The following is a 25,520-nucleotide window of genomic DNA, read 5'->3' on the forward strand; positions in this document are numbered from 1 at the left end:
CGCGCCAGGAAACGGCGAGCGCCGTCCCCTGCCTCCGAACCCGGTGTGCGGTTTTCCCGCGACGGGCGCTCGAGTCCGTTGTTTGCACATCGGGATTGGCTCACCCACATAGCGCACGCGGTCCATGGCCAGCGCCCATTGCACCATCGGCGCCTTCACCCCCACCACGAAGGAGCGCGACCAGGCTGCCAGGTCGGCGCCATAGCGGCCACGGCCGGTGAGGATCGCGGCATCCTCGAGCCGCTGCATCGAGCGGCCGACGTGACGCTGGCGCGCGGCCGCGCCGGCCGCTGCGGATTCAAGGTGGATGGCCGCCGCTGCGGGCCGGCACGGGGAGATGCCACGCGGCACACGGCGAACACCCGCTACCGCTGTCTCCAGTGTCGCGCCGGTCATGCCGCCGGCATCGTTCTGCCTCATTCCTGACTCCGTTCTGCGCGTCGGCCCCGACAGGCGAATCCGCCGGGGACATGCAACGTCGAACAGGAGCTTAGTGAGATTACGGTATTAGTTCTAATATAGTTTTTTGATTACATTCATCACTTTTAATGATGGTATGCGGGCGGTCCTTAGTGGGCACATTCGGCCGCACGGCAAGCCAAATAAAAGGTTTTCCTCCGATATTGGCCGGGTCTTCCTGGAAATTTTTCGACAAAAAATCTGATATGAGCACCAAAATCTCACAGATTTTCTGATACCTAATCGATCACTTGAATGGTCTTGAGTGGCGCGTCGCAGTCGTCGAGCGACGAAATGCCGCGCACGAGCCCTGCTGGTGGCGTGCCGCGCACTCCCTCAAAGCACCTAGCAGATCCCACGCAGATCCCGCATCACCCACGCCTGCTAGCCGTCCTTGTCGCCCCCCCGGTGCCGCCATTCACGCTGCTGCGTGCAACTGTCAGCTTTTGTCAGCTTTGGCGCCATGGTTTCCTCTACGCTGAGCGTTCCGATCGGCGGGCCGCCGTCCCCAACCTTGCTCTTAGCCGTCAGTTGCTACCCACGGGCTCTGTCTATCATCGGATGCACAACCCTGCTTCAGGCAACATGAACACCGAGACTAAAAAAACACATTTCTATTGGTAATTTCAAAATGCGGAGCGGAGAAATCCTACGAGAAATGGCGCGTGGCGCCCGTCTACAGATCGTCAGGAACCCTTGGGGTTCCATTACGTCCGTGGTCTTCCTTCTCAGTGCAGATTCAATTGAAAAAGACATAATTCACTGGTGGCAAATTAACAGACTGATAGACAAGAGGCTGCTTGCCTACAATGCAAATGAACCAGCAGCGTCCACTGAACTAGTTTTGACAAACTCAGTGCGCAAGCTAGCCCAAATGACCAACTCAGCCAGAGCCGGAGAGCGGTAAAAATTTCACCGACAACACCTTCCGACCGGCGGCCACATCAGATGGATCAAGCCTTTGCCGAGCGCCGGCCAGCTTCTGGCCGGGCTCCCGAGAGCTTATCTATCGTGCATTCTGAAGCGATCGCCTTTCAGGCGGCCCTGAAGCGCGCCGCCGGCACGCTGCGCGACAGGTTCGGCCCCAGCGCCGCGCGGGCGGTCTCGAAGGCGTGCCAGTCCGCTGCGTCCGGCAGCGACGGCAGCGTCACCACCTCGCCCTGGTCCAGCCCGGACAGGGCCGCGTCAACCAGGTCGTCCGCGCTCATCACCCAGTCCTGCGGCAGGCTCTCCACCGGCTGGCCGGCCACATCCCAGAACTCCGTACGGATCGCACCAGGCAGCACGGCCTGCACGCGCACGCCCTTGTCCGCCAGTTCATGCTGCAGCGATTGCGTAAAGGCCAGCACGAAGGCCTTCGACCCGCCGTAGACGCCGTTGAGCAATTCCGGGGCCACCGCCACGATCGAGGCGATGTTGATGATCGTCCCCTTGCCGCGCGCCACCAGGCCGTGCGCGGCGGCGTAGGTCAGTCGGGTCAGCGCGGTGACGTTGAGCGCGATCATCGCCGCCATCTTGTCGGCATCGGACTGGAGCAGCGGCCCCGCCGCGCCGATGCCCGCGTTGTTGACCAGCATGGTGATGCTGGCGTCGGTGCGCAGCAGTGTCTCCAGGCGGCGGACATCGGCATCGGCGCCGAGATCCGCGGTCACGATCTCCACGGAGCGTCCCGTCTCGCTGGTCAGGCGTTCTGCCAGCGTGGCCAGCCTGTCGCGGTTGCGGGCGACCACGATCAGGTCGTAGCCGCGCCGGGCGAGCCGGTCCGCGTAGACGGCGCCGATCCCTGAAGACGCGCCGGTAATCACGGCGGTGCCTTGATGCGAATGGATTCCCGAGGTTGCCGAGGTAACCGAGGTTGCTGTCAAGGTTGCTGTCGATGCGGTCATGTCCGTTCTCCGATTTCGGTGCTGCCGGCCCGTTGCCGGCCACCACGGAACGAAGATTAGGTGCATAATCCGATGGCAACAATGTCATAGATGCCACCTTTTATGCCATCTGTGGGAGTTCGCCATGCTGCGTATCGGAATCGTCCTTTATCCCGGCTTCCAGGTCATGAACCTGGGCGTCACCACAGTCCTTGAGTTCGCCAATCTCAACTCGGCCAAACCGCTCTACGCGGTCCACCTGCTGTCCGAGCAAGGCGGGCCGGTGCCAACCTCGGCAGGCTTCTGCGTTACCACGGAGGCATTCGACGACCGCGCGTTCGACACGCTGCTGGTGGTGGGCGACAACGATATCCAGCCGGCGTCACCCGGCCTGGTCGCCTTCCTGCAAAAGGCGGCGCGCGCCACACGACGCATCGGCGCCACCTGCACGGGCGCCTTCAACCTCGCCGAGGCTGGGCTGCTGGACGGCCGCCGGGCCACCACCCACTGGTTTTACGCCGCCCGGTTCCGGCGCACGTATCCCGCGGTCAGCGTCGAGGAGGACCGCATCTTCATCATCGACGGACCGGTCTGGACCTCCGCCGGCATGACCGCCTGCATCGACCTGGCCTTGGCGCTGGTCGAGAAAGACGCCGGCGCCGAAGCCGCGCGCACTGTCGCGCGCAAGCTCGTTGTCTATCACCGCCGTGCCGGCGGGCAATCGCAGTTCTCGGCGCTGCTCGAGCTTGAGCCCAAGTCCGATCGCATCCAGTCCGCGCTCGCCTTTGCCCGTCAGAACCTGCACGCCGAATTGTCCGTCGATCAACTGGCGCAAGCGGCACACCTTAGCCCGCGCCAGTTCAGCCGCTCCTTCCGCGAAGAAACGGGACAGACCCCGGCCAAGGCCGTGGAGCACCTGCGCATCGAGGCCGCACGGCTGATGATGGAGTCCGGGCGGCATCCGATCGATGTGGTGGCCAAGGAGACCGGCTTTGGCGACCGCGAGCGCATGCGGCGCGCGTTCCTGCGGGCGTTCGGGCAACCGCCGCAGGCGATCCGGCGCATGGCGCGCGGGGAAGAGGAGCCGATGGAGGCTTGAGTGCTGGTGCCCCGATCGGACGGCCGCCCTTCGGCTGGGCGGGGCTTACGCCGTGATCCGCGCCTGTCCCGCCTCGCGCCGCGCCACCAGGTCCAGCGCCACGTCGACGATCATGTCTTCCTGCCCGCCCACCATGCGGCGCTGGCCTAGCTCCACCAGGATATCCACGGTCTTGAGCGCATAGCGCCCGGCGGCTGCCTCCGCGTGGCGCAGGAAGCTGGAATAGACGCCCGCATAGCCCAGCGCGAGGGTCTCGCGGTCCACGCGTACCGGGCGGTCCTGCAGCGGCCGCACGATCTCGTCGGCGGCGTCCATCAGCGTGTAGAGATCGCAGCCGTGGTTCCACCCGAGCCGGCTGGCGGCGGCGATAAACACCTCCAGCGGCGCGTTCCCTGCGCCCGCGCCCATGCCGGCCAGGCTCGCGTCCACACGGTCGCAGCCTTCTTCCACCGCGACGATGGAGTTGGCCACGCCCAGGCTCAGGTTGTGGTGTGCGTGCATGCCGGTCTGGGTCTGCGGCTTGAGCACGTCCTTGAAGGCGCGGAAGCGGTCGCGCACGTCGTTCATATTGAGCGCGCCACCAGAATCCACCACGTAGACGGTCTCGGCGCCGTAGCTTTCCATCAGCTTGGCCTGCTGCGCCAGCGCGGCGGGCGTGGTCATGTGGCTCATCATCAGGAAGCCCACCGTGTCCATGCCGAGCTCGCGCGCGTACTCGATATGCTGGCGCGACACATCCGCCTCGGTGCAGTGCGTGGCAACCCGCACCACGCGCGCGCCGGCATCGTACGCGGCGCGCAGGTCGTGCACGGTGCCCACGCCGGGCAGCAGCAAGGTGGCGACCTTGGCATGGCGGACGGTCTCTGCCGCCGCCGCGATCCACTCAAGGTCCGTATGCGCGCCGAAGCCGTAATTGAAGCTGGAGCCGGCGAGCCCGTCGCCATGCGCGACTTCGATCGAGTCCACCTTGGCGCCGTCCAGCGCTGCGGCGATGCGGCGCACGTCGGCCAGGCTGTATTGATGGCGGATGGCGTGGCTGCCGTCGCGCAGCGTGACATCCGAGATATAGAGTTTCTTCTGCGTGGCTTGCTGGGTCATGTCTTGTCTCCGTGAGCGCGCCGCTTACGCAGCCAGCCGTGTTTGCGCCAGGCGCTCGGCGCAGGCGAGCGCGGCGCTGGTCATGATGTCGAGGTTGCCGGCATAAGCCGGCAGGTAATGGGCGGCGCCTTCCACTTCGAGGAAGATCGATGTCTTCAGCCCGCTCATCCGCCCCAGCCCCGGGATATTCAACGGCGCGCACGGATCGATGCGCTCGAACTGCACCCGCTGCTTGAGCCGGTAGCCGGGCACATAGGCCTGCACCGCCTTCGCCATGGCTTGCACGCTGGCTTCTATCGCCGCCTCGTCAGCGTCGTCGGACAGCGTGAACACCGTGTCGCGCATCATCAGCGGCGGCTCGGCCGGATTCAGCACGATGATGGCCTTGCCGCGCGCCGCGCCGCCCACGGAGCAGATCGCCTGGCTGGTGGTCTCGGTAAATTCGTCGATATTGGCGCGCGTGCCCGGCCCGGCGGACTTGCTGGAGATCGAGGCCACGATCTCCGCGTAATGCACCTTGGCCACGCGAGACACCGCCGCCACCATCGGGATGGTGGCCTGGCCGCCGCAGGTGACCATATTGATATTGCTGGCACCGAGCTGCTGGTCCAGGTTGACCACCGGCACCACGTACGGCCCGAGCGCGGCCGGGGTCAGGTCGATCACCTGGACGCCGTGCTGCTGCAGGATCTGGTTGTGATGCGCGTGGGCGCCGGCCGAGGTGGCGTCGAAGGCGATGCGGATATCGCCAAAGCCGGCCATCCTCACCAGGCCTTCGATGCCCTCGGCCGTGGTGGGCACGCCCAGCCGCGCGGCCCGGGCCAGGCCGTCGGAGGCGGTGTCGATGCCGACCATCGCGCCCATCTCCAGATGCCGGCCGTGGCGCATGACCTTGATCATCAGGTCGGTGCCGATATTGCCCGAGCCGATGATGGCTACCTTGTGCTTGCCGGGCGGATGGCTGCCACCGGCGCCTGCTTTCATGTCCATGTTGTCTCCGTGCCCGGGCGGTCCAGGTCGGGTGCCGCCAGGCATTCCGTATGCCGCTCCCTCAGCGGCCGAGTTCCTTCGCTGTCTTGCCCGCGATGCCAAACTGCGTCTTGGGCACCTCGGTAATCATCACGCGCACGCTCTCGATCGGCGCGCCGATTGATTCCACGGCGGCGTCCGTCAGCGCGCTGATCAGGCGAGCCTTTTGTTCCTCGGTCCGGCCTTCGATCAGAAACACTTGCATGATGGGCATGGTTTTTCTCCTGCGGGGTGGGTTGAGTGGGTGGCATCGTACCGCGCCACCAGCACGCTCGCCGGGCGCATCAAACGAAGCGCATCAAACGAAACGCATCGATACGGTGCCGAGATGCTGGTAGCGCACCGTGATGTTATCGCCGGCCGCCACCGCGATGGCCTCGGTTACGCCACCGGTCATGATGAAGGTGCCCGCCGGCAGCTCGCGCCCACGTGCGCCAAGCATGTTCGCCAGCATGGCCACGCTGCTGGCCGGGTGGCCGAGCACGGCTGCGCCGGCGGCGGTGGCCACCACTTCGCCGTTCTTCTCCAGCACCACGCCAAGGTTCTTCAGGTCCATCCCCTCGGCGCTGCGATGCGTGCCGCCGACGACAAAGCGTGCCGACGACGTGTTATCGGCGATCACGCTCTTGAGGTCGAAGCGGAAGTTCTCATAGCGCGAGTCGATCACCTCCACCGCCGGCAGCACGAAATCGGTGGCGGCCAGCACGTCGCCGATATGGCAGCCCGGCCCTTTGAGCGGATGCTTGAGCACGAAGGCGATCTCGGCCTCCACCTTGGGATGGATCAACGATGCGGTATCGATGGCGCCACCGTCCGTGCAGGCGCCGTAGTCGGTCAAGAAGCCATAGACCGGATCGGTCACGCCCATCTGGCGCATCTTGGCAAACGAGGTCAGCCCCATCTTCAGGCCCGCAATGCGGGTGCCGCGCGCTTGCTTGCGCGCCCGGATCGCGTCCTGGATGGCGTAGGCGTCATCCCAGTCCATATCGGGATGGGTGTCGGTAATCTTGCGCACCGGCTCGCGGTTGCGCTCGGCGTTATCCAGGTGCTCGGCGAGCTGCTGGATGGTGTCTTGGGTGAGGTGCATGGCGTTGTCCTGGGCTGCTATATGAAATCCGATCAAACGAAGCGCACGCCGGCGGAGCCGATGCCGCCCAGGCTGATGCGAAGCTGGTCGCCGGCCTGGACGGGCACCATCGCGGCCAGCGAGCCTGACAGGATCACCTCGCCCTTCTTCAGCCCCATGCCAAGACGCCCAAGCGTATTGGCCAGCCACGCCACGGCGTTGGCCGGGTGGCCGAGGGCGGCAGCGCCCGCGCCAGTGGCGACGATCTCGCCGTTTTTCTCCAGCGTCATGCCAACGGTGCCAAGGTCAAGGCCGCGCGGGTCCACGGCGGCGTCGCCCAGCACGAACACACCAGACGATGCGTTGTCCGCCACGGTGTCCTGGATCCGGATCTTCCAGTCGCGGATGCGCGAGTCGACGATCTCGAAGCACGGCAGCACATAGGCGGTGGCGCGCAGCACATCGGCGTTGGTCACGCCGGGACCTTCCAGGTCTTCCTTGAGCACGAAGGCGATCTCGCCCTCCGCCTTGGGCGCGATCAGCGTATCGGCGGCAATGGCGGCGCCGTCTCCGTAGACCATGCCGGACAGCAGGTGGCCGAAGTCCGGCTGGCGCACGTCGAGCATGTCCATCACCACCCGGCTGGTCACGCCGATCTTCTTGCCGATCACGCGCTCGCCGGCGTCCAGGCGGTGCTGCACCATAGCCAGCTGGATGCGGTAGGCGTCGTCGATGGACAGTTCGGGATAGCGCTCGGTCAGCGGGGCGATGGCTTGCCGTTTATCCAGCGCCTGATGCAAGCTCGTGCCGATCTCAACAATGTCTTCTGGTCTCATGGCCTGCCTCAAAGTTTCACGCACACATTGCGCAGCTCGGTATAGAACTCCAGCGAGTGCACCCCGCCCTCGCGGCCGATGCCGGATTGCTTGGCGCCGCCGAAGGCGGTGCGCAGGTCGCGCAGGAACCACGCGTTGATCCAGCAGATGCCCACCTCCAGCGCGCTGCCCATGCGGTGCGCGGTGCCCAGGTCGGACGTCCACACGGTGGCGGCCAGCCCGTAAGGCGTGTCGTTGGCGAGGCGGATGGCCTCTTCCTCGGTATCGAACGGCGCGATATGGCAGCAGGGGCCGAAGATCTCCTCGCGGATCACCGCCGAGTCCTCCGGCAGGCCGGTCCAGATGGTGGGCTGCACCCAGGCGCCCTCGGCCAGCGCGCCGGGCATATCAGGCACCCCCCCGCCGGTGACCACGGTAGCGCCCGCATCCACCGCCTTGCGGTAGTAGGACAGCACCTTGTCGCGGTGCTCCAGCGACACCAGCGGGCCCATGTTGACGCCCTCGTCATTCGGCCTGCCAATGCGCAGGGCCTCGGCCCTGGCCTTGAGCGCCGCGACGAAACGCGCGAAGATGGGCCGCTGCACATAGACGCGCTCGGTGCCCAGGCAGACCTGGCCGCTGTTCTCGAAGGCCGAGCGGGTGATGCCGGCCACAGCCTTGTCGAAATCCGCGTCGGCGAACACGATGCCGGCATTCTTGCCGCCCAGCTCGAACGAAACCGGGCGCACGCCATTGGCAGCCGCCTTCATGATGGCCTCGCCAGTACGCGTCTCGCCGGTGAAGGTGATGCCGTTCACATCCGGATGCGCGGTCAGGAAGGCGCCAGCGGAATCCGGGCCGAAACCATGGATCACGTTGTAGACGCCTGGCGGCACGCCGGCCTCGTTCATGACCTCCCCGAGCAGCGTGGCGGTCGCCGGCGTTTCCTCGGATGGCTTGACCACCACCGTGTTGCCGCACGCCAGCGCGGGGCCTACCTTCCAGGTCATCAGCAGCAGCGGCAGGTTCCACGGGCACACCACGCCGATCACGCCGCGCGGCGAGCGCACCGCATAGTTGATGGCCTCACCGCCATCCGGCGTGGCCATGGCAAAGCTCTCTGCCGGCACGTTCTTGATCAGGTCGGCGAACACCTTGAAGTTGGCGGCGCCACGCGGGATATCGATGTGGCTGGCAAGGGAGTGCGGCTTGCCGGTATCGGCGATCTCGGCTTGCAGGAAGTCGTCGAAGCGGCGGTTGATGCCATCGGCCACCGCGTGCAATATCTCGACGCGCCGCGCCACGGTCATCTTGCCCCACGGGCCCCTCAGCGCTTGCTTTGCCGCTGCGACGGCGGCATCGACCTCGGCCTGCCCGGCTTCGTGCACACGGGCGATCAGACTGTTGTCGACCGGGTTGCGGTCGTCGAACTGGCGGTTGGTGGCCACCCATTCGCCGTTGATGAAGTTCTTGAACTCTTTCATGTTGTCTCGCTTGGTGCGGCAGGGTGCGCCGCTTTGCCTTGCTGTCTTTCGCCTTTCGCCTTGCTCCCCTCTCCCACGCAGTGGGAGAGGGACCGGGGAGAGGGTGGGCGTTAGCTCGGAGTGAGCGCCTTCACTATTGCCACCGCCCGCCCTCTCCCCCGCCCCTCTCCCGCAAGCGGGAGAGGGGAGCAAACATTTGGTTCCTGACGTCTCGTCTCACTACGCCTCTACCCTGCTTTGCTCCCCTCTCCCACACGGTGGGAGAGGGGAGCGAACATTTGGCATCGGAGAAGTCGTCGCGCCGGGAATCAGGTCAGTACATTCAGGAACGCGTCGTTCAGCTTGCGGTCGTGATAGAAGATCGCCCTGCCCAGTTCGTTGTCGGTCCATGTGATGGTCGGCTTGTCCGGATAGTGGATATAGCCGCCGGAAAAGACCTCGTTCCGGTTGCCCGAAGGATCGAAGAAATAGATCGTCGCGCCGCGTGTAATGCCATGGCGCGTCGGCCCGATATCGAGCGACACGTCCTTTTTGGAAATAATGTCGGCGGCCTTCAACACCTCGCCCCAGTTGTCCAGGTTGAACGAGGCGTGATGGAACTTGTTCTTCTCCGCATGCCGGATGAAGGCGATGTCATGCGCCTTGTTGGAGCACGTCAGGAAGGCGCCGATCATCATCTTGTCAGGGCCGGCGACCACCTCCTCGGCCAGCGTGAAGCCAAGCACGTCGCGGAACAGCTTGACCGTGCCATCCAGGTCATCGCCGTACAGCAGGCAATGATCGAAGCGGCTGGGCGCCATGCCGCGCAGGTCGTCCGGCCACGGGTCGGGGTTGCTGTCGCCGGTCAGGCAGCCCAGCTTGTCCTTGTCGGCAAAGAGCTCGATGGCATGTCCCGTGGGAATGGTGAAGCGAAAGCGCACGCCGGTGCGCGGATGCTCGCCGGCGGGAATCCACTGGAAGTCCGAAGCGAGTCCGGACTGCTCCACCTCCTGCGCCAGCCGCTCCAGCGTGCGGCCGCTATCCACGCGAAAGCCCATGTAGTCCATGCCCGGGCTGTCGGCCTCGCGCAGGACCACACTGTGGTGATCGTGCTCGTCCCAGGCCTTCAGGTAGACGCGGCCCTTGTCGTCGCGCGCGGTTTCGATCAGCCCGAGAACCTCGGTGTAGTGCTTGAGCGCCGGTTCGAGTTCCAGCACGCGCAGTGCCACGTGCCCCGGGCGCAATACGCCTGTCAATGCCATGACTGTCTCCTTGATGATGGGGTTATTGGTCCATCTTTTATTGCTGCTTTTTTTGCTGCATTTATTGCTGCTTGTTCAACTGCGCTTGCGCTGCCTCCTGCCGCGCCCGCTGCTTGTCCAGGCAGCGCTGCAGCAACGCCACCGGCTGCAGGCGGATATCGCTGTCGGGGAAGGCCTTGCAGGCGAGCACAACCCCACTCACCTCCTCCGCCTCCGACAGGCAGGCGCGGCTCATCTTGCCGGTGTGGTAGCGGCCAACCTCGATGCGCACCTTGCACACCCCGCAGCCACCGCCCCGGCAGCCCGCGGGAATGCCACGCTTGCCCAGGGCTTCCATGGCGCGCAGCAGGTTCTGCTCCGGCGCGCAGGGGTAGCACTGGCCGCTTCCCGCGATCTCGACGGTATGCATGCCGCGCCCTCCATCAGATCTTGAACAGCGGGCTGCGCGCGCTGTTCTGTGCGTCGCCGGCCGAGATGAACTTCTCGGTGTGGATGTCCTCCTCGAACAGCCGGCCCTGCATCAACGTGCGGATGCAGGCTTCGATCATCGGCGGCGGGCCGCACAGATAGGCCTTGTGGCCACGGAAGTCGGCGGTAGCGCCATTGGCATAAAGGCCGTGCAGGACGTCATGCACATAGCCGCGCGCGCCAACCCAGCCACTGTCCGCCGGTTCGTCGGAGAGCGCGGGCACATAGCGGAAGTTGGGATGCGCGCCGGCCAGTGCACGGAACGCCTCGTCGTAGTACAGCTCCGTGCGGTTGCGCGCGCCCTGCACCAGCGTGATCGGCAGGGTCTCGCCGGCGGCGAGCATGTCCAGGATCATGGCGCGCGGGCTGGACAAGCCTGAGCCGCCCGCCAGGAACAGCATCGGCTTTTGCGCTGACTTGCGCACGAAGAAGCGGCCGTAAGGCGCGGAGAAACCGAGTTCGTCGCCCACCGACAACCGATCGTGCAGGTAGCCGGTGGCCTGCCCGCCTTCCACCCGCCGCACATGCAGCTCCACCACGTCGTCGCCCGGACGGTTGGCCAGCGAGAACGCGCGCGGCTGGTCGCAGCCCGGCACGCGCAGGTTGAGGTACTGGCCGGCCTGGAAGGCAGCCGCAGCGCCCCCCTTCACGCGCAGCCAGATGCCGCGGATGGTGGGGGTCAGCGCGCGGGCCTCCACCACCTCGGCACGATAGTCAGCCAGCGGCAGTCCGAGCGAGTCGGCGTCTTCCTCGATATCGGCCTCGATCACCATGTCGGACTGCGCGGTGGCGCAGCAGGCCAGGCACTGCCCGCTGTCGCGCTCGAAGTCCATCAGCGCGAAGCTGGAGGCCTCTCCATGCTCGAACTCGCCCTCCACCACCTGCACCTTGCAGGTGGCGCACAGCCCGTGGCAGCAGGCGTGCGGCAGCCACACGCCGTTGCGCAGGCAAGCATCCAGCACGGTCTGGCCCGGCGCGATGGGTATGGTCTGCCCGATCGGTTCAATGGTCAGGGAATACATCTTGTGTCTCCTACCTTAGCTGCCACTGTTAGCTGCCACTGCCGCCAATGCCATCCAGCCCCGGTGTGCGGAACCGGATCACCGCCTTGTGGCCCAGGCCGTTCTCTTCCAGCGTGCGATCAAGGTCTGGCTGCCAGGGCTCGCTGCCGCGCAGCCACTCCACGCGGCTCCAGTCGATGCGGGCAAAGTCAGGGTGATAGCCGTAGACGCCCGGCAGCACGTTCTCCACGACATCGCGCAGGCGCATCGACGGCGGCAAGGGAAGGCAATGCGGCGCACAGAACAGCAGGTGGCGGTCCCAGCCGATGTAGAGCAGGCGGTTGCCGTGGAACACCGCTTCGCGGTCGGCGGGCTCGAACGCGTAGGGGCCAATGGATACGACGGACATGGTGGTCTCCTTATTTCTTGTCTGCCAGCTGCTCAGGCAGCCGTGCCCGGCACGCCTTTCCAGGCGTTCCAGTTCTTCTGATCCTGCGAACCTTCGAAATCCAGGTTGTCCGCGCCAGGGTTGATGCGGTACCACTTAAGCACGTCGTCCAGCGATCCACCGCCGCAGTTGCCCTGGTAGATCTGGTGCACGGGCAACCAGGCCTGCGCGTACTTCTGCGGCTCGCCGTCGAAGATGTCCTTGCAGCCGTCCGAGCAGAAGTGGAACCGCATGCCGTGGTAGCTGCTCTCCCGGTAGCAGGTCTGGGTGGGGTCGTCCGGCTCCGAAAACACCATCGGGATCTGGCAGGTCTGGCACAGCATCGGCAGCGTGGCGTTGTAGAAGCGCTCCCCTTGCTGCTGGCGCTCCTGCCAGTAGTCGAGGCGCGGCTTGTAGTAGCGCGCGAAGGTGTCGGGATATTTCTCCGTCAGCCAGGCCATTTCGTCCTGCTTGGGCACCCAGGTATGGAAGCCGGCCGCGGCAGCGTAGTTGTAGAAGGTGCCCCAAGCCTCGTGGGTGATGCGGTCCTTGGTCTTGGTGGCCACCTCGTGGTACTTGGGCATGCGCAGGCCGTAGCGCTCCAGGTCCTTGAACAGCGCGCCGCCGGCCTGCTCGAAGTACATCTCCCAGGCTTCCGCCCACGACATCACGCGCTTGGGCAGCATGTAGTCCATCATCATGCCGACCAGCGTAAGCAGGCGAAAGCCGCGCCAGAACCATTTGTCCAGCCACTTCTGCAGGATGGGGATATTGTCCGGGTCCTGCTGGCACAGGAACTTCACCACTTCCAGGCCCAGCGTCATATGGCGCGATTCGTCGGACTGCGCCGAGAAGCCGAAGGTCACCGTGGCCATGTCGCCGTTGTAGGCCGCACCCGACATGAAGGGCATGAACAGCAGGTTGGTCAGCACATATTCGAAGGAGAACGAGATCGCGGTGATGAACTCGAACGGGCCCGCGCTCATGGCGTCTTCGAAATAGGACTTGGGCACGGACAGGTACCAGACCCGGTCATGCATGTGCTGCCATTCGCCGAAGCCGTTGAAGTACTTGTTGTAGACCGACAGCGTGTGCATCTGGGTCTGGGCGTGGCGCAGCTCGTCGATCGACTGCATCTGCGCCGCCACCCGCGCGCCGGCGCCGCGAAAGTGCCGTCCGAGGTGGGCGTAGCCGCGGTGCGCCGCGTACTCCAGCGGCGTCACGCCGGTCAGGAACAGGCGCAGCGCGTTCAGGTAGCGTGGGTCCGAGACGTTGAGGTGGCCGTTGTTCTGCACGAACGAATCGATGATCGCGTACAGCTTGCGCTCCTTTTCCGACTGGTATTTCCAGTAGGCGTCCATGGTCATGCGGAACGGGTCTTCCCATTTATCCCAGTCGTGGATCTTGATGCCTTCGTACTTGTCGTAGGGAAAAACCTTGTCCATCGGCTCGTAGGTGGTTTCCCAGCCGAGGTCGCGCGTCATCGTGGCGTACTTCTCGCGCAGGTTGAGCTTCTTGCGTGCGTCCATGTTGTCTGTCTCCGTTGTTTTTGCTGTGGGCGGGCCGATTCAGGCGTTCCAGTGCAGGGTGAAGGCGTCGTCGTCTTCGTCGATGTTTCCCGACAGCGAAATCAGGTTCAGGTGGATCTCCTGCAGGTTCCAGTCGCGCCCGAGCTTGTCGGAGACCAGTTCGCGCAGGATGGTCAGGTGTCCCGGCGCGTCGATCTTCACCATGGCGGGAAACTGCGACACCACCGCGTGTGGGTTGGCCTCGGTGATGGCCTCGATGATGGGACGGGTGTCGTCGTTGCTCTGCAGCGCGATATAGACGTTGGCGGTCATGGCGGTTTCCTCAGGCGGCAAGGCCGAGCTTGTTAAGACGCGTGTCGAACTGCTCCACGCACAGCGCCACCACCTGCTCGCCGCCCTCGCCCAGCAAGGTGTCGGCCACCGGCACCAGCGCCTCGGCCACCTGCGCGCGTGCGGCGCGAGCCCAGCCGGACAGCAGCATGCGATTGGCATCGGACTCTGCCGCGGCGGTCTGGATCACCGCGTCGACCCAGCGTGCGTGCTCCTCGCGCCAGTCGTTCATGAACTCAGTCAGCACCGCCAGCCCGGTGCCGCAGGCGCGCACGATGGCCGCGTCGGCGTGCTGGTACACCAGCGGATACAGGAGCCCGTCGAGCACGAGGTTCTGGGTAACGAAGGTCTCGAACCAGTCCTCGATCACAAAGCTGCGCTCGACCAGCCGGCGCATCGGCTGCCACGCGGCGCTCTCCATCCAGGCCACCTTGGCGCGCTCCAGCGCCACACCGGTGTTGCCGTCGAGCAGCATGCCGATGCGCGACAGGTACTGGGCAATGCCCAGGCGATCCATCGCGCAGTAGGTGCAGGCCTGGGTGATGGCCGTGCCCCAGCCGTAGTCGGCGCAATAGAAGTTGTTCATGTTGGCGCCCCACTCCACATGGCGCAGCGGCAGCAGGCCGTCGGCCAGGCGGTCCTGCCATTCGGCGGGCAACGCCTGCAGCAAGCCGCGCTTTTCCACGAAGGCAAAGCTCTTCTCGGTGGCGTCCTGCTGGCGGCCGCGCGCCGTCACGTAGGCGCCGTAGAAGTACTGGCGCGGGTCCTTGAGCGCGTACCAGTCCGCCATCACGATCGCGGTGCGGCGCTTGTCGTAGATCTCGTGTTGCGAGTCCCAGGTCGGGCGGTAGTGAAAATTCACTTCCGACTGCACATCGTAGGTGGCCTCCTGGTAGCGCGAGGCGGGCTTGTCGCCAAAGCGGCGCGCCACATGGCCGTAGGTCTGGCGCAGCGGCTGGATCTGCTGGGTCTTGATATCGACTTGCATCGCTTGGTCTCCTGGGTCTTGCTGTTTTTATGTGGGTGGTTCTGTGCGTGGTTCGGTGGGTGGTCCGGTGCGTGGGGGCTGGCCGTGCTCAGTCGTCCTGATCGGGCGCGGGGATCTCCGGCGGCAGGAAGCGCACGTGGTTGACGCTGCAGAAGGCCTCGAACATCGGCTCGGGCATGATCAGCTCGACATTGAGCTCGGGGTCCGCCACGCTGAACGCGAACTGCACAAAGCCCTCGGGCGTGCGGCCATCAACGCGGACGAACCGGGGCGAGGCTTCAAACAAGGGGACCGACTGGTTGATCATGACGCTGCTCCTTCGCGTGGGCTGTATGGCCTCTATTGCGAAGAGCGTGCCAGCTGGCGCAAACGACGGCGCCACAAGGCGCGTCGGGATTCGGGCCGCGCTGGGTTTCGCGTTTACCCGGAACTGCGCGTGCGCCGGGGCTCAATCAATTGATGAAGTGGATGGTGGAATTTGATCAAATGATCAAAGGCCGCGCCGGGTGGCAGTTTGCGGGGAGCCAGGTGTGACTTCGCAAGGCTGCGGCGTTGCAACAAGGAAGGGGGTTAGAAGTAGGAGGGGGAAGGGATTGCGGGCGCATGCGGCGCAATAAGCGGGGTGGTTACTTGATTGGGGTGGGGATTGGTGGATGGATCAAATGATTAAATGGGTCATTGGGGGTGGGTGGCGGTGATTGTTTGAACGGTGTTGGCGTTTGCACCCAAGAGCCAGACGACATCGCTCTGCTGGGTTGGTCGCTCTTTCTTTGTACGGCGTTGGTTTTTGCACCCAAAGGCCATACGACATCCCCCTGCGGGGGCTGCCGGTCACTCTTCTTTGCGTCGGCAAAGAAGACTAACGAGAAGAAAGCCGACCCTGCCGGGAGCAGAACAATCGCGGGGGCGCAGGGCGCTGGTTTCGTCGTAGGGCCAGCGGTTCTGCTCGCTTCTGCCGGTACCGGTTTGACCGGCCACGAATCTGCCAGCTTCCGGGATTCGTGGTGAGGCCCCCGGTAGTAGACACCACTTGCTTCAAGCTGTCTGTCGCTCGCGGCGCGGCCGGCCACGAAGTTGCGAGCGCACCGGTTCCGTCGTGGGCGCGGTGGCACCGCCTTGATTAGCCCGAGACCTTCACCACCGCGCCCGCCCCACCACGAAACCATTGACGGGCGATGTGTCGCGGCGCTTCGTGCCGGTAACGGCAGATGGTCGAACGCTCACCGAGCAAAGCGATCAGGGGCTCCACCACGTGACCATTGGGTCATGCATTTTCGATGCCCTCCAAGCCGGTATGGCGAAGGCCAGCCAACACTCCGGGCCGTACGACGAAACCACCGATATTCGAGAGCCTTATTGCTCTGCTCCCGGCAGGGTCGGCTTTCTTCTCGTTAGTCTTCTTTGCCGACGCAAAGAAGAGTGACCGGCAGCCCCCGCAGGGGGATGTCGTATGGCTCTTGGGTGCAATAACCATCGCCGTTCAAAGAAACAGCGACCAACCCCAAAGGCCGATGTCGTACGCACTTGGGCGCAAGATGCCACCGCCGATCAAACAACCAGCCACCATACGATCAACGCCCCCCTCCCCTCATCTTCCACCGATACGCCAACTGCGGCCGCGTAATCCCCAGCAACCGCGCCGCCTGGCTCATATTCCCATTGGCGCGCTGCATGGCCGCCTCCATCAACACCGTCTCCACATCGCCCAGCGCGAGCTGCTGCTCAGCCATATGATCGAGCAAGCCATGCACGGCGGCCTCCCGCAGTTCGGGCAAGGTGCCCTTGACGCCAAGGCGCGGCGCGGTGTCCATGCCAGGCGGCGCGCTGGTCGGCAGGAACAGGTGGTCCGCTGATATCTGCCCCCCGTTGCTGGCCAGGATCACGCCACGCTCGATCACGTTCTCCAGCTCGCGCACATTGCCCGGCCAGTCATAGCGGCGCAGCTCGGCCAGCGCGCGGTCGGTGATGCCGACGATCTTCTTGCCGTGGCGCGCGCCGTAGCGGGCCACGAAGCGCTCCACCAGCAGGCGGATATCGTCGAGCCGCTCGCGCAGCGGCGGAATGGTGACGGGGTAGACGTTGAGCCGGTAATACAAGTCCTTGCGGAAGGTGCCCTGCTTCACGGCCTCGGCCAGGTCCACGTTGGTGGCCGCCACCAGCCGCACATCCACCTTGCGCGGCTCGGTGCCGCCCACGCGCTCTACCTCGCCCTCCTGCAGCACCCGCAGCAGCTTGGACTGCGCCGACGCCGACAGCTCGCCCAGCTCATCCAGGAACAGGGTGCCGCCATGCGCCCGCTCGAAGCGGCCCGGGCGCGACTGGTGCGCGCCCGTGAAGGCGCCCTTCTCCACGCCGAACAGCTCGGCCTCGATCAGCTCATCGGGAATCGCGGCGCAATTGACCGCGATGAAGGGCTTGTCGGCCCGGGCGCTCACGCCGTGCAACGCTTGCGCAAAGCGCTCCTTGCCAACGCCGGTCTCGCCCAGCAGCAGCACCGTGACGCTGCTCCCGGCGGCGCGTTGCAGCAAGCCCCAGGCAGCGCGGAACTCGGGCGAGCCGCCGACCAGGTCGGCTGGCTTGTCGGTGCTGCGCTGCAAGGCGCGCAGGTGCTCGACCTCGCTTTGCAATTCCAGGATGGTCTCGATCACCGGGTCGGGCTGGTAAAGCGCCAGCACTTCGGCGCCGTCCTCCCACGCCTCCAGCGGCTTGCCGACGATGCGGCAGTGATCAGCGCCGCAGGCAATGCACTCGACCTCGCGGTAGAGGATGGTGCGGCCCATCAGGGCCGAGGTGTAGCCCGTGGCGTAGCCGATCTGCATCCAGCAGGCAGGCGCGTCGACAATGCCGAACAACTGCCGGTGCACGTCGCCTTCGAAGGAGTCCTCCCACAGGAATTCGCCGTCGTAGATGCCCGCGGCGATGTCGATGTCCACCTTGACCGGCGTCACCCGCACCACGCCTTCGATGGTGTGCAGGCAGGGCCCGATCTCGAGCAGGCCAAAGTCGCTGTCGCCCGGGCGCAGCTTCTTGGCCAGCTCCGCGTCGCGCATGCCGGAATGAAAGCCCATGCGCATGAACAAGCCGCGCGCGCGCTCCATGCCTAGGGTATCCACCAATTCCTTGCGCAAGGCGCCCAGCGCCGCAGTATGAATCAGGATCATGCGCTGCTCGTCCAGCCAGATGGAACCCTCCTCCATGGCAAAGCGCAGGCGCCGCGCGAGATGGGCCAGGCCGTCGCGCATGGTGGCCGAAAACTTGTCGGTTGAACTGCTCATTGTCTCCTCTCTTGGCGGCCAGGACACCCTCGGCGCGCGTGCTTTTCCTAGCACTGCACGCACATTATGTGCCATCCGCGCCCACCGGCCCCACGTGCGCCTGTCATGCCGGCGCAATGTCGCCTATGCTTTCCTTGACAGGGATCCCCGGGGCTATTGCACCGCACCACAAACTATGGAAAAAACCGCATTTGTCTTTGCAGGCGGCGGCAGCCTCGGCGCCATCGAGGCCGGCATGCTGCGCGAGCTGGTGGCGTGGGGCGTCAAGCCCGACCTGGTGATCGGCGCCTCGGCCGGCGCCATCAACGGCGCCTACTACGCCTGCAACCCGCATGTCGCAGGCACCAACCAGCTCGAGACGCTCTGGCGCGGCTTGCGCCGGGCCGAGGTGATGCCGTGGTCGTGGCGCAGCCTGTTTGGCATGCTGCGCGGACAGCGCGCCCACCTGGTCGACTCCGCCGCGCTGCAGCGCCTGCTGTCGCGCCACTTTGGCGATATTGCACTGGAGCGCGCTGAAGTGCCGCTATACGTGGTGGCCACCGATATGGCAACCGGCGCGGAGGTGGTGTTGTCCTCCGGCAGCCTGGTCCAGTCGGTGCTCGCCAGCGCAGCCATCCCGGGCGTGTTTCCGCCGGTGTCGCTGGGCGGGCGGCAACTGATAGATGGCGGCGTGGCCAACAACACGCCGGTGTCCACCGCCATCCGCCTGGGCGCCACACGCGTGGTGGTGCTGCCGGCAGGCTTTGCCTGCGCGCGGCGGCGCGAGCCGCGCGGGCCCATCGACCATGCCTTCAACGCGCTGTCGCTGCTGGTGGCGCGCCAGCTGGTGCAGGACCTCGAGCGCTGGGCCGATCACGCGCATATCTCGGTGGTCCCGCCGCTGTGCCCGCTCGACGTCTCCCCCTACGACTACACCCAGTGCGGCACGCTGATAGACCGTGCCGCCGCGGCCACGCTGGCCTGGCTCAACGCCGGCGGACTCGACAGCCGGCACATCCCCGGCGCGCTGTCCCCGCATTCGCACGACGAAGCCAACCCGAGCTGCGACTACGATCCGCACCAGGCGCACCCCGCGCACCCGGCACAAGGGTCCGACCATACGCATCAACCCCACGCCGGCCACACGCACGCTTGCGCCCCGCAGTAAGCTGGCTTTGGCATTGGCGAATTGCGTGGCCGGCCGATCCGGCGAATGATGCGGGATCTCAATCCTCCGGGTGGCAAGCACATGAGCGCAATTCTCGACGGCATCAAGGTACTCGACCTGACGCGGGTGGTAGCCGGCCCATGGGCCACGCAGAACCTGGCCGACATGGGTGCCACCGTCTACAAGATCGAGAAGCCCGGCGACGGCGACGACACCCGCAAGATGGGCCCGTTCCTGACCGATGCGCAGGGCGCGGCCACCAACGACTCCGCCTTCTACCTGGCCTGCAACCGCGGCAAGCAGTCGCTCACCATCGATATCTCCCGGCCCGAGGGCGCCGAGCTGGTACGCCAGCTGGCCGCCCGTTGCGACGTGGTGGTGGAGAACTACAAGGCTGGCAGCCTGAAGAAATACGGCCTGGACTACGAGTCCATCCGCGCGGTGCGCCCCGATGTGATCTATTGCTCGGTCACCGGCTTCGGCCCCGATGGCCCCTACGCAGCGCGCCCGGCCTATGACTTCATCCTGCAAGGCATGGCCGGCCTGATGAGCACCTGCGGCCAGCCGGACGGCAGCCCTGGCGGCGAGCCGATGCGCACCGCCATCCCCATCACCGACATCCTCACCGGCCTGTACGCCACCGTCTCCCTGCTAGGCGCGCTCTACCACCGCCAGGCCACCGGCGAAGGCCAGTACATCGATGCCGCCATGCTCGATGCCTCGGTCGCCGTCAATGGCCACCTGGCGCTGGGCTACCAGATGACCGGCAAGCTGCCCCGGCGCGCCGGCAACAGCAACCCCGTGGCCGCGCCCTCCGAAGTCTTTGCCTGCCGCGACGGCCACCTGATCATTGCCTCCGGCAACAACGGCCAGTTCGCCGCGCTGTGCAAGCTGCTCGGCATGCCCGAGCTGGCCGCTGATCCGCGTTACATGCAGAACGCCAACCGGGTTGCCAACCGCGATACGCTGCGCGAGACGATTGCCGAGCGAGTGGCCACCTGGAACGCGGCGGACCTGCTGGCGTCGCTGGAGCGCGCCGGCGTGCCCGGCGGCCCGATCAACGAGCTCGACGAAGTGTTCGAAGATGCGCAGGTGAAGCATCGGGGCTTGCTGGTGCAACTGCCGCACGGGCGCGGCGTGAATGCGCCGAGCCTGCGCAGCCCGATGCGGTTCTCGGCCACGCCCGTGGCGATGCGCTGCCCGCCGATGCTGGGCGAGCACACGGATGCGGCCCTGCGGGCGGAACTGGGCTTAAGCGACGAGGACGTCGCGGGCTTGAGGGAGCGGGGAATCCTGTAGTTGGCCATTCGGTTGGCCATTCGGTTGGCCGCTCGGTTGGCTGCCTTGCGTGCGGCGCGCAACGCTCGGAATTGACGCGCCCCGGGAACGGGTACATCCTCTGGACATACTCTTCCCATCAGCGGAGCAAGCCATGACCTCAAACGAATTCGCATCGTTCAAGGCACACTTGTCCATGTTGCTGCGCGACCTCCCGGTCGGGACCACGGCGGACCTCGCCGACGTGGCGGTGGCGGCGTACTGGGATGGCACGCGGATCGTCGGCACCTACCTGCGCGACGGCGGGCACCTGGACGAGGCCTTCGACTTCGACGAAAACGCCTGGGAGAACTGGCACGACGACTTCGTCGGCTGGCTGGCCACGCCGAGTTTCACGCAGCGCGATGAACTGAGGGCTTCGCTGGCAGGCGCGGGCTGACGAGCGCATGCGCGCTCGCGACCAGGCATGCGACCGGGTTCGCGACCGCGCTTACGACCGCGCTTACGACCGCGCTTACGACCGGGCTTACAACAATACGCACCGTCCTCCAGCCGGAGGACCGGCGCCACCATCGCACTGCGAGCCCATCCGACGCATGCCTTACTTCGGCTGCGACACCACCCGCAGATACGGCTTGAGCGTCTTGAAACCCTGCGGGTATTTCTTCTTGGCGTCGTCGTCGGAGACCGAGGTGGGGATGATCACGTCTTCGCCCGGCTTCCAGTTCACCGGCGTGGCTACCGTGTGCTTTGCATTCAGCTGCAGCGAATCCAGCAGCCGCAGCACTTCGTCAAAATTGCGGCCGGCGCTCATCGGATAGACCAGCATCGCCTTGACTTTCTTGTCCGGCCCGATCAGGAACACCGAGCGCACGGTGGCATTGTCCACGGCAGTGCGCGGCCCGCCACTCGCGTTCGGATGAATCATGTCGTAGAGCTTTGCGACCGTGAGGTCGACGTCGCCGATCATGGGATAGTTGACGGCGTGGCCCTGCGTCTCCTCGATGTCCTTGACCCACTTCTGGTGGTCCGCGACCGGGTCCACGCTCAGGCCGATGATCTTGGTGTTGCGCCGGTCGAATTCCGGCTTGAGCCGGGCCATATAGCCCAGTTCCGTGGTACAGACCGGGGTGAAGTCCTTCGGATGGGAAAACAGGATGGCCCATTTGTCCCCAATCCATTCGTGGAAACTGATTTTCCCCTCCGTGGTATCGGCAGTGAAATCGGGCGCTTCGTCACCGATGCGAATCGACATGTTCAACCTCCATGGGTTTAAGTGGGGGCGAGACAATGACCGGCATGGTAGCGGCTGTCGTCCCGACGCTGCCGTGACTTTCGGCGCGCTAGGCTCAGTATAGTGGGCTGTGACGCTGCGCAAAGGTGGATACGAGAGGTAATGCAAGCGCGCCTCCAGTACCATGCGCCGCACGCCCGGCAACCGATCTCGCGTACTTCGTGAATCACCTGCGCCAGCCGGATATTCCGTTGCGGCATTGCGCTAACGATCCAGCGCGCCGCGTACAGCCGCCTCGAACCTGGGATCCAGCACCGCGCCCACATTGAAGCGCGACCACGGCGATGTCGCCTCGGAGTCCACGCGGAAGACGCGGCCCGGGGCGATCACGACCTTCTGCGGCAGCAGCCTCTGCGCCAGCACCAGCGAGTCGTCCACGTTCGGCAACGCCCCCCACAGGTACAAGCTCTGCCCGGTCCGCGCAAAGATGCGCGCATCCAGCCGCTCGAACAGCGCCAGCGCCTTGTCGGTGGCCTCCGCCAGGCGGGAGCGCAGCTTGGTGATGTAGCGCTGGTAGTGCCCTTCGCTCAGGATCACATCGACGGTGCGCTCGCAGTACTCCGAGCTGCTCACGTGGATCAGCGCCTTGAGATCGGCGAGATCGCTTGCCAGATCCGCACCGCAGGCAATGAATCCCACCCGCAACGCGGCGGAGACGGACTTGGAGAAGCTGCCGATATAGATGGTCCGCTCCAGCTGATCCAGCGCCGCGAGCCGGGGCAGCGTGGTGGGCTTGAAATCCGCCAGCGCATCGTTTTCCACCAGCAGCAGGTCGAACTTCTGCGCCAGCTGCAGCACGCGGTAGGCCTTGGCGGCGGAGAGGTCCGAGCCGGTGGGGTTGTGCGCGACGGACTGGGTGAAGAACAAGCGCGGCCGTTCCTGGATCAGCAACTGCTCCAGCGCCTCCAGGTCAGGCCCATCGGCAAGGCGCGGCACGCCGACAATCCTGACGCCAGCCAGCTTGAGCTTGCCGAACAGCGGGTAATAGCCGGGATCGTCGACCAGGACCGTCGCGCCGGCCGGCAGGAAATACCGTATCACCAGGTCGATGGCATCGTTGGCGCCATGCGTCAGCACGATCTGCCGGGGATCGGCGCCGATGCCAAGGTCGCCCAGCTTGCGCACCAGGTGATCGCGCAGGGGCCCGTAGCCGAAGCGGTTGCCGTAGCGGAACAAGGCGCCCAGGCCGGTGCGCACCACCTTGTGGTGGTACTTGTCCAGGCGCGCTTCCGCTAGCCACGCCACCGGCGGAAACCCATCGCCCACCGCCAGCACGTCCGGGCTGCTCTTCAATTGCTCGCGCATCAGCCAGACGATGTCCATCGCGCGCCGCAGCGAACCGGCATCTTCGTCCCGCGGCGCTTTGGCGGGCCGCTCGAGCACGAAGTAGCCCGCGCCGCGCCGGGGTTCCACCAGCGCGCGCCCCACCAGGATCTCGAACGCGGCGACGACCGTGTTCTTGCTGTACCCGTGTAGCTGCGCCAGCTCCCTGAGCGAGGGCAGCTTGTCGCCGGTGCGGTAAGCGCCTTCGACAATCTGCCTCTCGATGGCATCGGCCAGCACGGTGGCAATCGAGGGGGATCTGGGGTTCGTCATCGGCTTGTGCTCCGGAAGGCTGGATCAAACTGTCCTGCCCAACTGTACCTTTTTATGCTGGTACAGTGTACCTAAACTGTCTCCATTCCAAACCCACTCACGGAGACACCGATGGTGACCGATTCTCGCCTGCCCAATTTCCGCGCCATGACGCCTGCCCAGCGCCTGGCCTACGTAGGCGATGCCGCCGCCTTGTCGGCGCACGACATCCGGCTCGTGGCCGAGCCCGGCGCCCTGGGTGTCGAACTCGCCAACGGCATGATCGAGAATGTGATCGGCACATTTGAGCTGCCGTTTGGCGTCGCGGGCAACTTCCAGGTCAATGGCCGGGACGTGCTGGTGCCGATGGTGGTGGAAGAGCCGTCGGTGGTGGCCGCGGCCTCGTTCATGGCCAAGCTGGCGCGCGAATGCGGCGGCTTCGAGGCTTCCAGCACAGGTCCGCTGATGCGGGCGCAGGTGCAGGTCCTGGGCGTCACGGACCCTTACGGCGCCCGGCAGGCCTTGCTGAAGCAGCGGGCCGCGATCCTGGACGTGGCAAACAGCCGCGACAAGGTGCTGATTGGCCTTGGCGGCGGCTGCAAGGACATCGAGGTCCATGTCTTCCCCGATACGCCGCGCGGGGCCATGGTTGTGATCCACCTGATCGTGGATGTGCGCGATGCCATGGGCGCCAACACGGTAAACACCATGGCCGAAGCCGTTTCGCCGCTTGTGGAGAACATCACCGGCGGCTCCGTGCGGCTGCGCATCCTCTCCAACCTGGCCGACCTGCGGCTGGCGCGTGCCCGCGTGCGGCTGACGCCGGCGGTGCTCGCCACCCAGGAGCGCAGCGGCGCCGAGATCATCGAGGGCGTGATCGACGCGTATACCTTTGCCGCCATCGACCCCTACCGGGCCGCCACGCACAACAAGGGAATCATGAACGGCATCGACCCCGTGATCGTGGCGACCGGCAATGACTGGCGCGCGGTCGAGGCCGGCGCCCATGCCTATGCCTGCCGCGGCGGCCGCTATACGTCTCTGACGCACTGGGAGAAAGACACCGGCGGCGCCCTGGTCGGCACCATCGAAATGCCGATGCCGGTGGGTCTCGTCGGGGGTGCCACCAAGACGCATCCGCTGGCACGCCTGGCGCTGAAGATCCTCGACGTCAAATCCGCCCAGGAACTCGGCGAGACCGCGGTCGCGGTGGGCCTGGCGCAGAATCTTGGCGCGCTGCGGGCGCTGGCTACCGAGGGCATCCAGCGCGGCCACATGGCGCTGCATGCGCGCAATATCGCGCTGGTGGCCGGCGCCACCGGCGACGAGGTCGACCGCATTGCAAAGCGCATGGCCGAGGAGAAAGACGTGCGCACCGACCGGGCGGTAGCGTTGCTGGCGGCGCTCAGGAGCAGGTAAGCAGGTAAGCAGGAACATGCGGCACAGCCGCGGCGAACAACAAGAACCAGAGCTGGCATCGACGCGCGCAAGCATGCAAGCACGCACCGGGATGCCAGCCACATCCGGAGACATGTCAATGAACACACAGCAAGCGCCCTCGGCGCGGCGTCTCGTCGAGGTTTGGGGAGACACCGCGGATACCCGGCACCTGGCGTGGTCCATCGCCATCGGGGCCGTGGTCAGCCTGACGGGATTCCTGCTCGCCAGCCGCATGCTCAACGGGCTGGTCAAGACACCGGAGCTGGCGCGTGCCTACGCCATGCTGGCCGGCCTGGCAGGCTGCCTGCTCGCGGGCCTCATCTGCGCCTGCCTGTTCCGGCCCAAGCGGGAAGTGATCGAAGGCGAGGCCGCCGATCCGACCTGGCGCGAGCAAGTGCTGGACAAGCTCGCGGAGGAAGCCGGCGGGCTCGGCGCCATCGCGGACCTTCCCGCGCCCGTGGTGCAGGAGCTCAAGGAGCTGCAACTCTTCGAGCTCTTCGCCGCGCGCGAGCGCCGCAACGGCGTGCCGCAGCCGGCGCAGGACGTGGCGCTCTCCACGCCCACCACACACACCACGCCCGTCAGTCCCCGGTCCAACCTGGCTTGAACGCC

Annotated in this window: 23 protein-coding genes and 2 pseudogenes; 6 read left to right on the top strand and 19 right to left on the bottom strand. The window is 65.6% G+C overall.

Features of this window, described 5'->3' with window-relative positions; translation table 11 throughout:
* Positions 1-66: 66 nt before the first annotated feature.
* Together AC1RQK_RS28270 and AC1RQK_RS28275 are read right to left on the bottom strand one after the other, a co-directional pair.
* A pseudogene (locus tag AC1RQK_RS28270) lies at positions 67-309 on the bottom strand (hypothetical protein); the annotation flags it as partial.
* Positions 310-1,493: 1,184 nt separating this feature from the next.
* Complete coding sequence (locus AC1RQK_RS28275; RefSeq protein WP_492375376.1) at positions 1,494-2,345, bottom strand: SDR family NAD(P)-dependent oxidoreductase; 852 nt, start codon at positions 2,343-2,345, stop codon at positions 1,494-1,496.
* A gap of 124 nt (positions 2,346-2,469) precedes the next feature.
* Between AC1RQK_RS28275 and AC1RQK_RS28280 the strand changes: the two genes are divergently transcribed.
* Positions 2,470-3,423, top strand: a complete 954-nt coding sequence (locus AC1RQK_RS28280) for a GlxA family transcriptional regulator (protein WP_492375377.1) — start codon at positions 2,470-2,472, stop codon at positions 3,421-3,423.
* A gap of 45 nt (positions 3,424-3,468) precedes the next feature.
* Here AC1RQK_RS28280 and dmpG read toward each other — a convergent pair whose 3' ends face one another.
* From dmpG to poxR, 15 genes and pseudogenes are all read right to left on the bottom strand, one after another.
* On the bottom strand, positions 3,469-4,521 hold the full coding sequence (gene dmpG / locus AC1RQK_RS28285) for a 4-hydroxy-2-oxovalerate aldolase (RefSeq protein ID WP_492375378.1): 1,053 nt from the start codon (positions 4,519-4,521) through the stop codon (positions 3,469-3,471).
* Between the two features lie 24 nt (positions 4,522-4,545).
* Entirely contained in the window at positions 4,546-5,511 is a 966-nt protein-coding gene (locus AC1RQK_RS28290; RefSeq protein ID WP_492375379.1) for an acetaldehyde dehydrogenase (acetylating), read from the bottom strand.
* 61 nt (positions 5,512-5,572) lie between these two features.
* Positions 5,573-5,767: pseudogene (gene thmT / locus AC1RQK_RS28295) on the bottom strand (2-hydroxymuconate tautomerase); the annotation flags it as partial.
* 81 nt (positions 5,768-5,848) lie between these two features.
* Complete coding sequence (dmpH, locus tag AC1RQK_RS28300) at positions 5,849-6,637, bottom strand: 2-oxo-3-hexenedioate decarboxylase (RefSeq protein ID WP_492812519.1); 789 nt, start codon at positions 6,635-6,637, stop codon at positions 5,849-5,851.
* Positions 6,638-6,669: 32 nt separating this feature from the next.
* Complete coding sequence (gene dmpE / locus AC1RQK_RS28305; RefSeq protein WP_492812521.1) at positions 6,670-7,452, bottom strand: 2-oxopent-4-enoate hydratase; 783 nt, start codon at positions 7,450-7,452, stop codon at positions 6,670-6,672.
* Positions 7,453-7,460: 8 nt separating this feature from the next.
* Complete coding sequence (locus tag AC1RQK_RS28310; RefSeq protein WP_492812523.1) at positions 7,461-8,915, bottom strand: 2-hydroxymuconic semialdehyde dehydrogenase; 1,455 nt, start codon at positions 8,913-8,915, stop codon at positions 7,461-7,463.
* Between the two features lie 308 nt (positions 8,916-9,223).
* Positions 9,224-10,156, bottom strand: coding sequence for a catechol 2,3-dioxygenase (locus AC1RQK_RS28315; protein ID WP_174423991.1), 933 nt, complete (start codon positions 10,154-10,156; stop codon positions 9,224-9,226).
* 61 nt (positions 10,157-10,217) lie between these two features.
* Positions 10,218-10,565 (bottom strand): 2Fe-2S iron-sulfur cluster binding domain-containing protein, encoded by a 348-nt coding sequence (locus tag AC1RQK_RS28320; protein WP_492375383.1) that lies wholly within the window; start codon positions 10,563-10,565, stop codon positions 10,218-10,220.
* Positions 10,566-10,578: 13 nt separating this feature from the next.
* The gene (locus AC1RQK_RS28325; protein WP_492375384.1) at positions 10,579-11,646 is read right to left on the bottom strand and encodes an NADH:ubiquinone reductase (Na(+)-transporting) subunit F; all 1,068 of its coding nucleotides are present in this window, start codon (positions 11,644-11,646) and stop codon (positions 10,579-10,581) included.
* A gap of 28 nt (positions 11,647-11,674) precedes the next feature.
* Positions 11,675-12,034 carry a phenol hydroxylase subunit P4 gene (locus tag AC1RQK_RS28330; RefSeq protein ID WP_416053218.1) on the bottom strand — a complete coding sequence of 120 codons (360 nt, stop codon included), beginning with the start codon at positions 12,032-12,034 and terminating at the stop codon, positions 11,675-11,677.
* A 32-nt stretch (positions 12,035-12,066) separates the two neighbouring features.
* Entirely contained in the window at positions 12,067-13,581 is a 1,515-nt protein-coding gene (locus AC1RQK_RS28335; protein WP_150987097.1) for an aromatic/alkene/methane monooxygenase hydroxylase/oxygenase subunit alpha, read from the bottom strand.
* A gap of 39 nt (positions 13,582-13,620) precedes the next feature.
* Positions 13,621-13,893 (bottom strand): MmoB/DmpM family protein, encoded by a 273-nt coding sequence (locus AC1RQK_RS28340; protein ID WP_492375385.1) that lies wholly within the window; start codon positions 13,891-13,893, stop codon positions 13,621-13,623.
* A 10-nt stretch (positions 13,894-13,903) separates the two neighbouring features.
* Positions 13,904-14,899: an aromatic/alkene monooxygenase hydroxylase subunit beta gene (locus AC1RQK_RS28345; protein ID WP_492375386.1), complete on the bottom strand. Its 996-nt coding sequence runs from the start codon at positions 14,897-14,899 to the stop codon at positions 13,904-13,906.
* 88 nt (positions 14,900-14,987) lie between these two features.
* Complete coding sequence (locus AC1RQK_RS28350) at positions 14,988-15,206, bottom strand: phenol hydroxylase subunit (RefSeq protein WP_150987093.1); 219 nt, start codon at positions 15,204-15,206, stop codon at positions 14,988-14,990.
* Between the two features lie 1,264 nt (positions 15,207-16,470).
* Positions 16,471-18,174: a phenol degradation transcriptional regulator PoxR gene (gene poxR / locus AC1RQK_RS28355; RefSeq protein ID WP_492812527.1), complete on the bottom strand. Its 1,704-nt coding sequence runs from the start codon at positions 18,172-18,174 to the stop codon at positions 16,471-16,473.
* Between the two features lie 175 nt (positions 18,175-18,349).
* Between poxR and AC1RQK_RS28360 the strand changes: the two genes are divergently transcribed.
* The 3 genes from AC1RQK_RS28360 to AC1RQK_RS28370 all read left to right on the top strand — a co-directional run bounded on the left by AC1RQK_RS28360 (position 18,350) and on the right by AC1RQK_RS28370 (position 21,038).
* Complete coding sequence (locus tag AC1RQK_RS28360; protein ID WP_492376362.1) at positions 18,350-19,321, top strand: patatin-like phospholipase family protein; 972 nt, start codon at positions 18,350-18,352, stop codon at positions 19,319-19,321.
* 81 nt (positions 19,322-19,402) lie between these two features.
* Positions 19,403-20,620: a CaiB/BaiF CoA transferase family protein gene (locus AC1RQK_RS28365; RefSeq protein ID WP_492376363.1), complete on the top strand. Its 1,218-nt coding sequence runs from the start codon at positions 19,403-19,405 to the stop codon at positions 20,618-20,620.
* A 133-nt stretch (positions 20,621-20,753) separates the two neighbouring features.
* Positions 20,754-21,038: a hypothetical protein gene (locus tag AC1RQK_RS28370; RefSeq protein ID WP_492376364.1), complete on the top strand. Its 285-nt coding sequence runs from the start codon at positions 20,754-20,756 to the stop codon at positions 21,036-21,038.
* A gap of 162 nt (positions 21,039-21,200) precedes the next feature.
* On the opposite strand, the gene AC1RQK_RS28375 is transcribed toward AC1RQK_RS28370, so the two are convergent.
* Both AC1RQK_RS28375 and AC1RQK_RS28380 read right to left on the bottom strand, forming a co-directional pair.
* Positions 21,201-21,854, bottom strand: coding sequence for a peroxiredoxin (locus AC1RQK_RS28375; protein WP_006158821.1), 654 nt, complete (start codon positions 21,852-21,854; stop codon positions 21,201-21,203).
* 243 nt (positions 21,855-22,097) lie between these two features.
* Positions 22,098-23,489, bottom strand: a complete 1,392-nt coding sequence (locus AC1RQK_RS28380) for an aminotransferase-like domain-containing protein (RefSeq protein ID WP_492812530.1) — start codon at positions 23,487-23,489, stop codon at positions 22,098-22,100.
* Positions 23,490-23,600: 111 nt separating this feature from the next.
* Between AC1RQK_RS28380 and AC1RQK_RS28385 the strand changes: the two genes are divergently transcribed.
* Together AC1RQK_RS28385 and AC1RQK_RS28390 are read left to right on the top strand one after the other, a co-directional pair.
* Positions 23,601-24,887: a hydroxymethylglutaryl-CoA reductase, degradative gene (locus AC1RQK_RS28385; RefSeq protein ID WP_492812532.1), complete on the top strand. Its 1,287-nt coding sequence runs from the start codon at positions 23,601-23,603 to the stop codon at positions 24,885-24,887.
* A 118-nt stretch (positions 24,888-25,005) separates the two neighbouring features.
* Positions 25,006-25,515 carry a hypothetical protein gene (locus tag AC1RQK_RS28390; RefSeq protein WP_492812534.1) on the top strand — a complete coding sequence of 170 codons (510 nt, stop codon included), beginning with the start codon at positions 25,006-25,008 and terminating at the stop codon, positions 25,513-25,515.
* Positions 25,516-25,520: the final 5 nt, after the last annotated feature.

The sequence above is a fragment of the Cupriavidus sp. GW822-FHT02D05 genome (genome assembly GCF_058802485.1).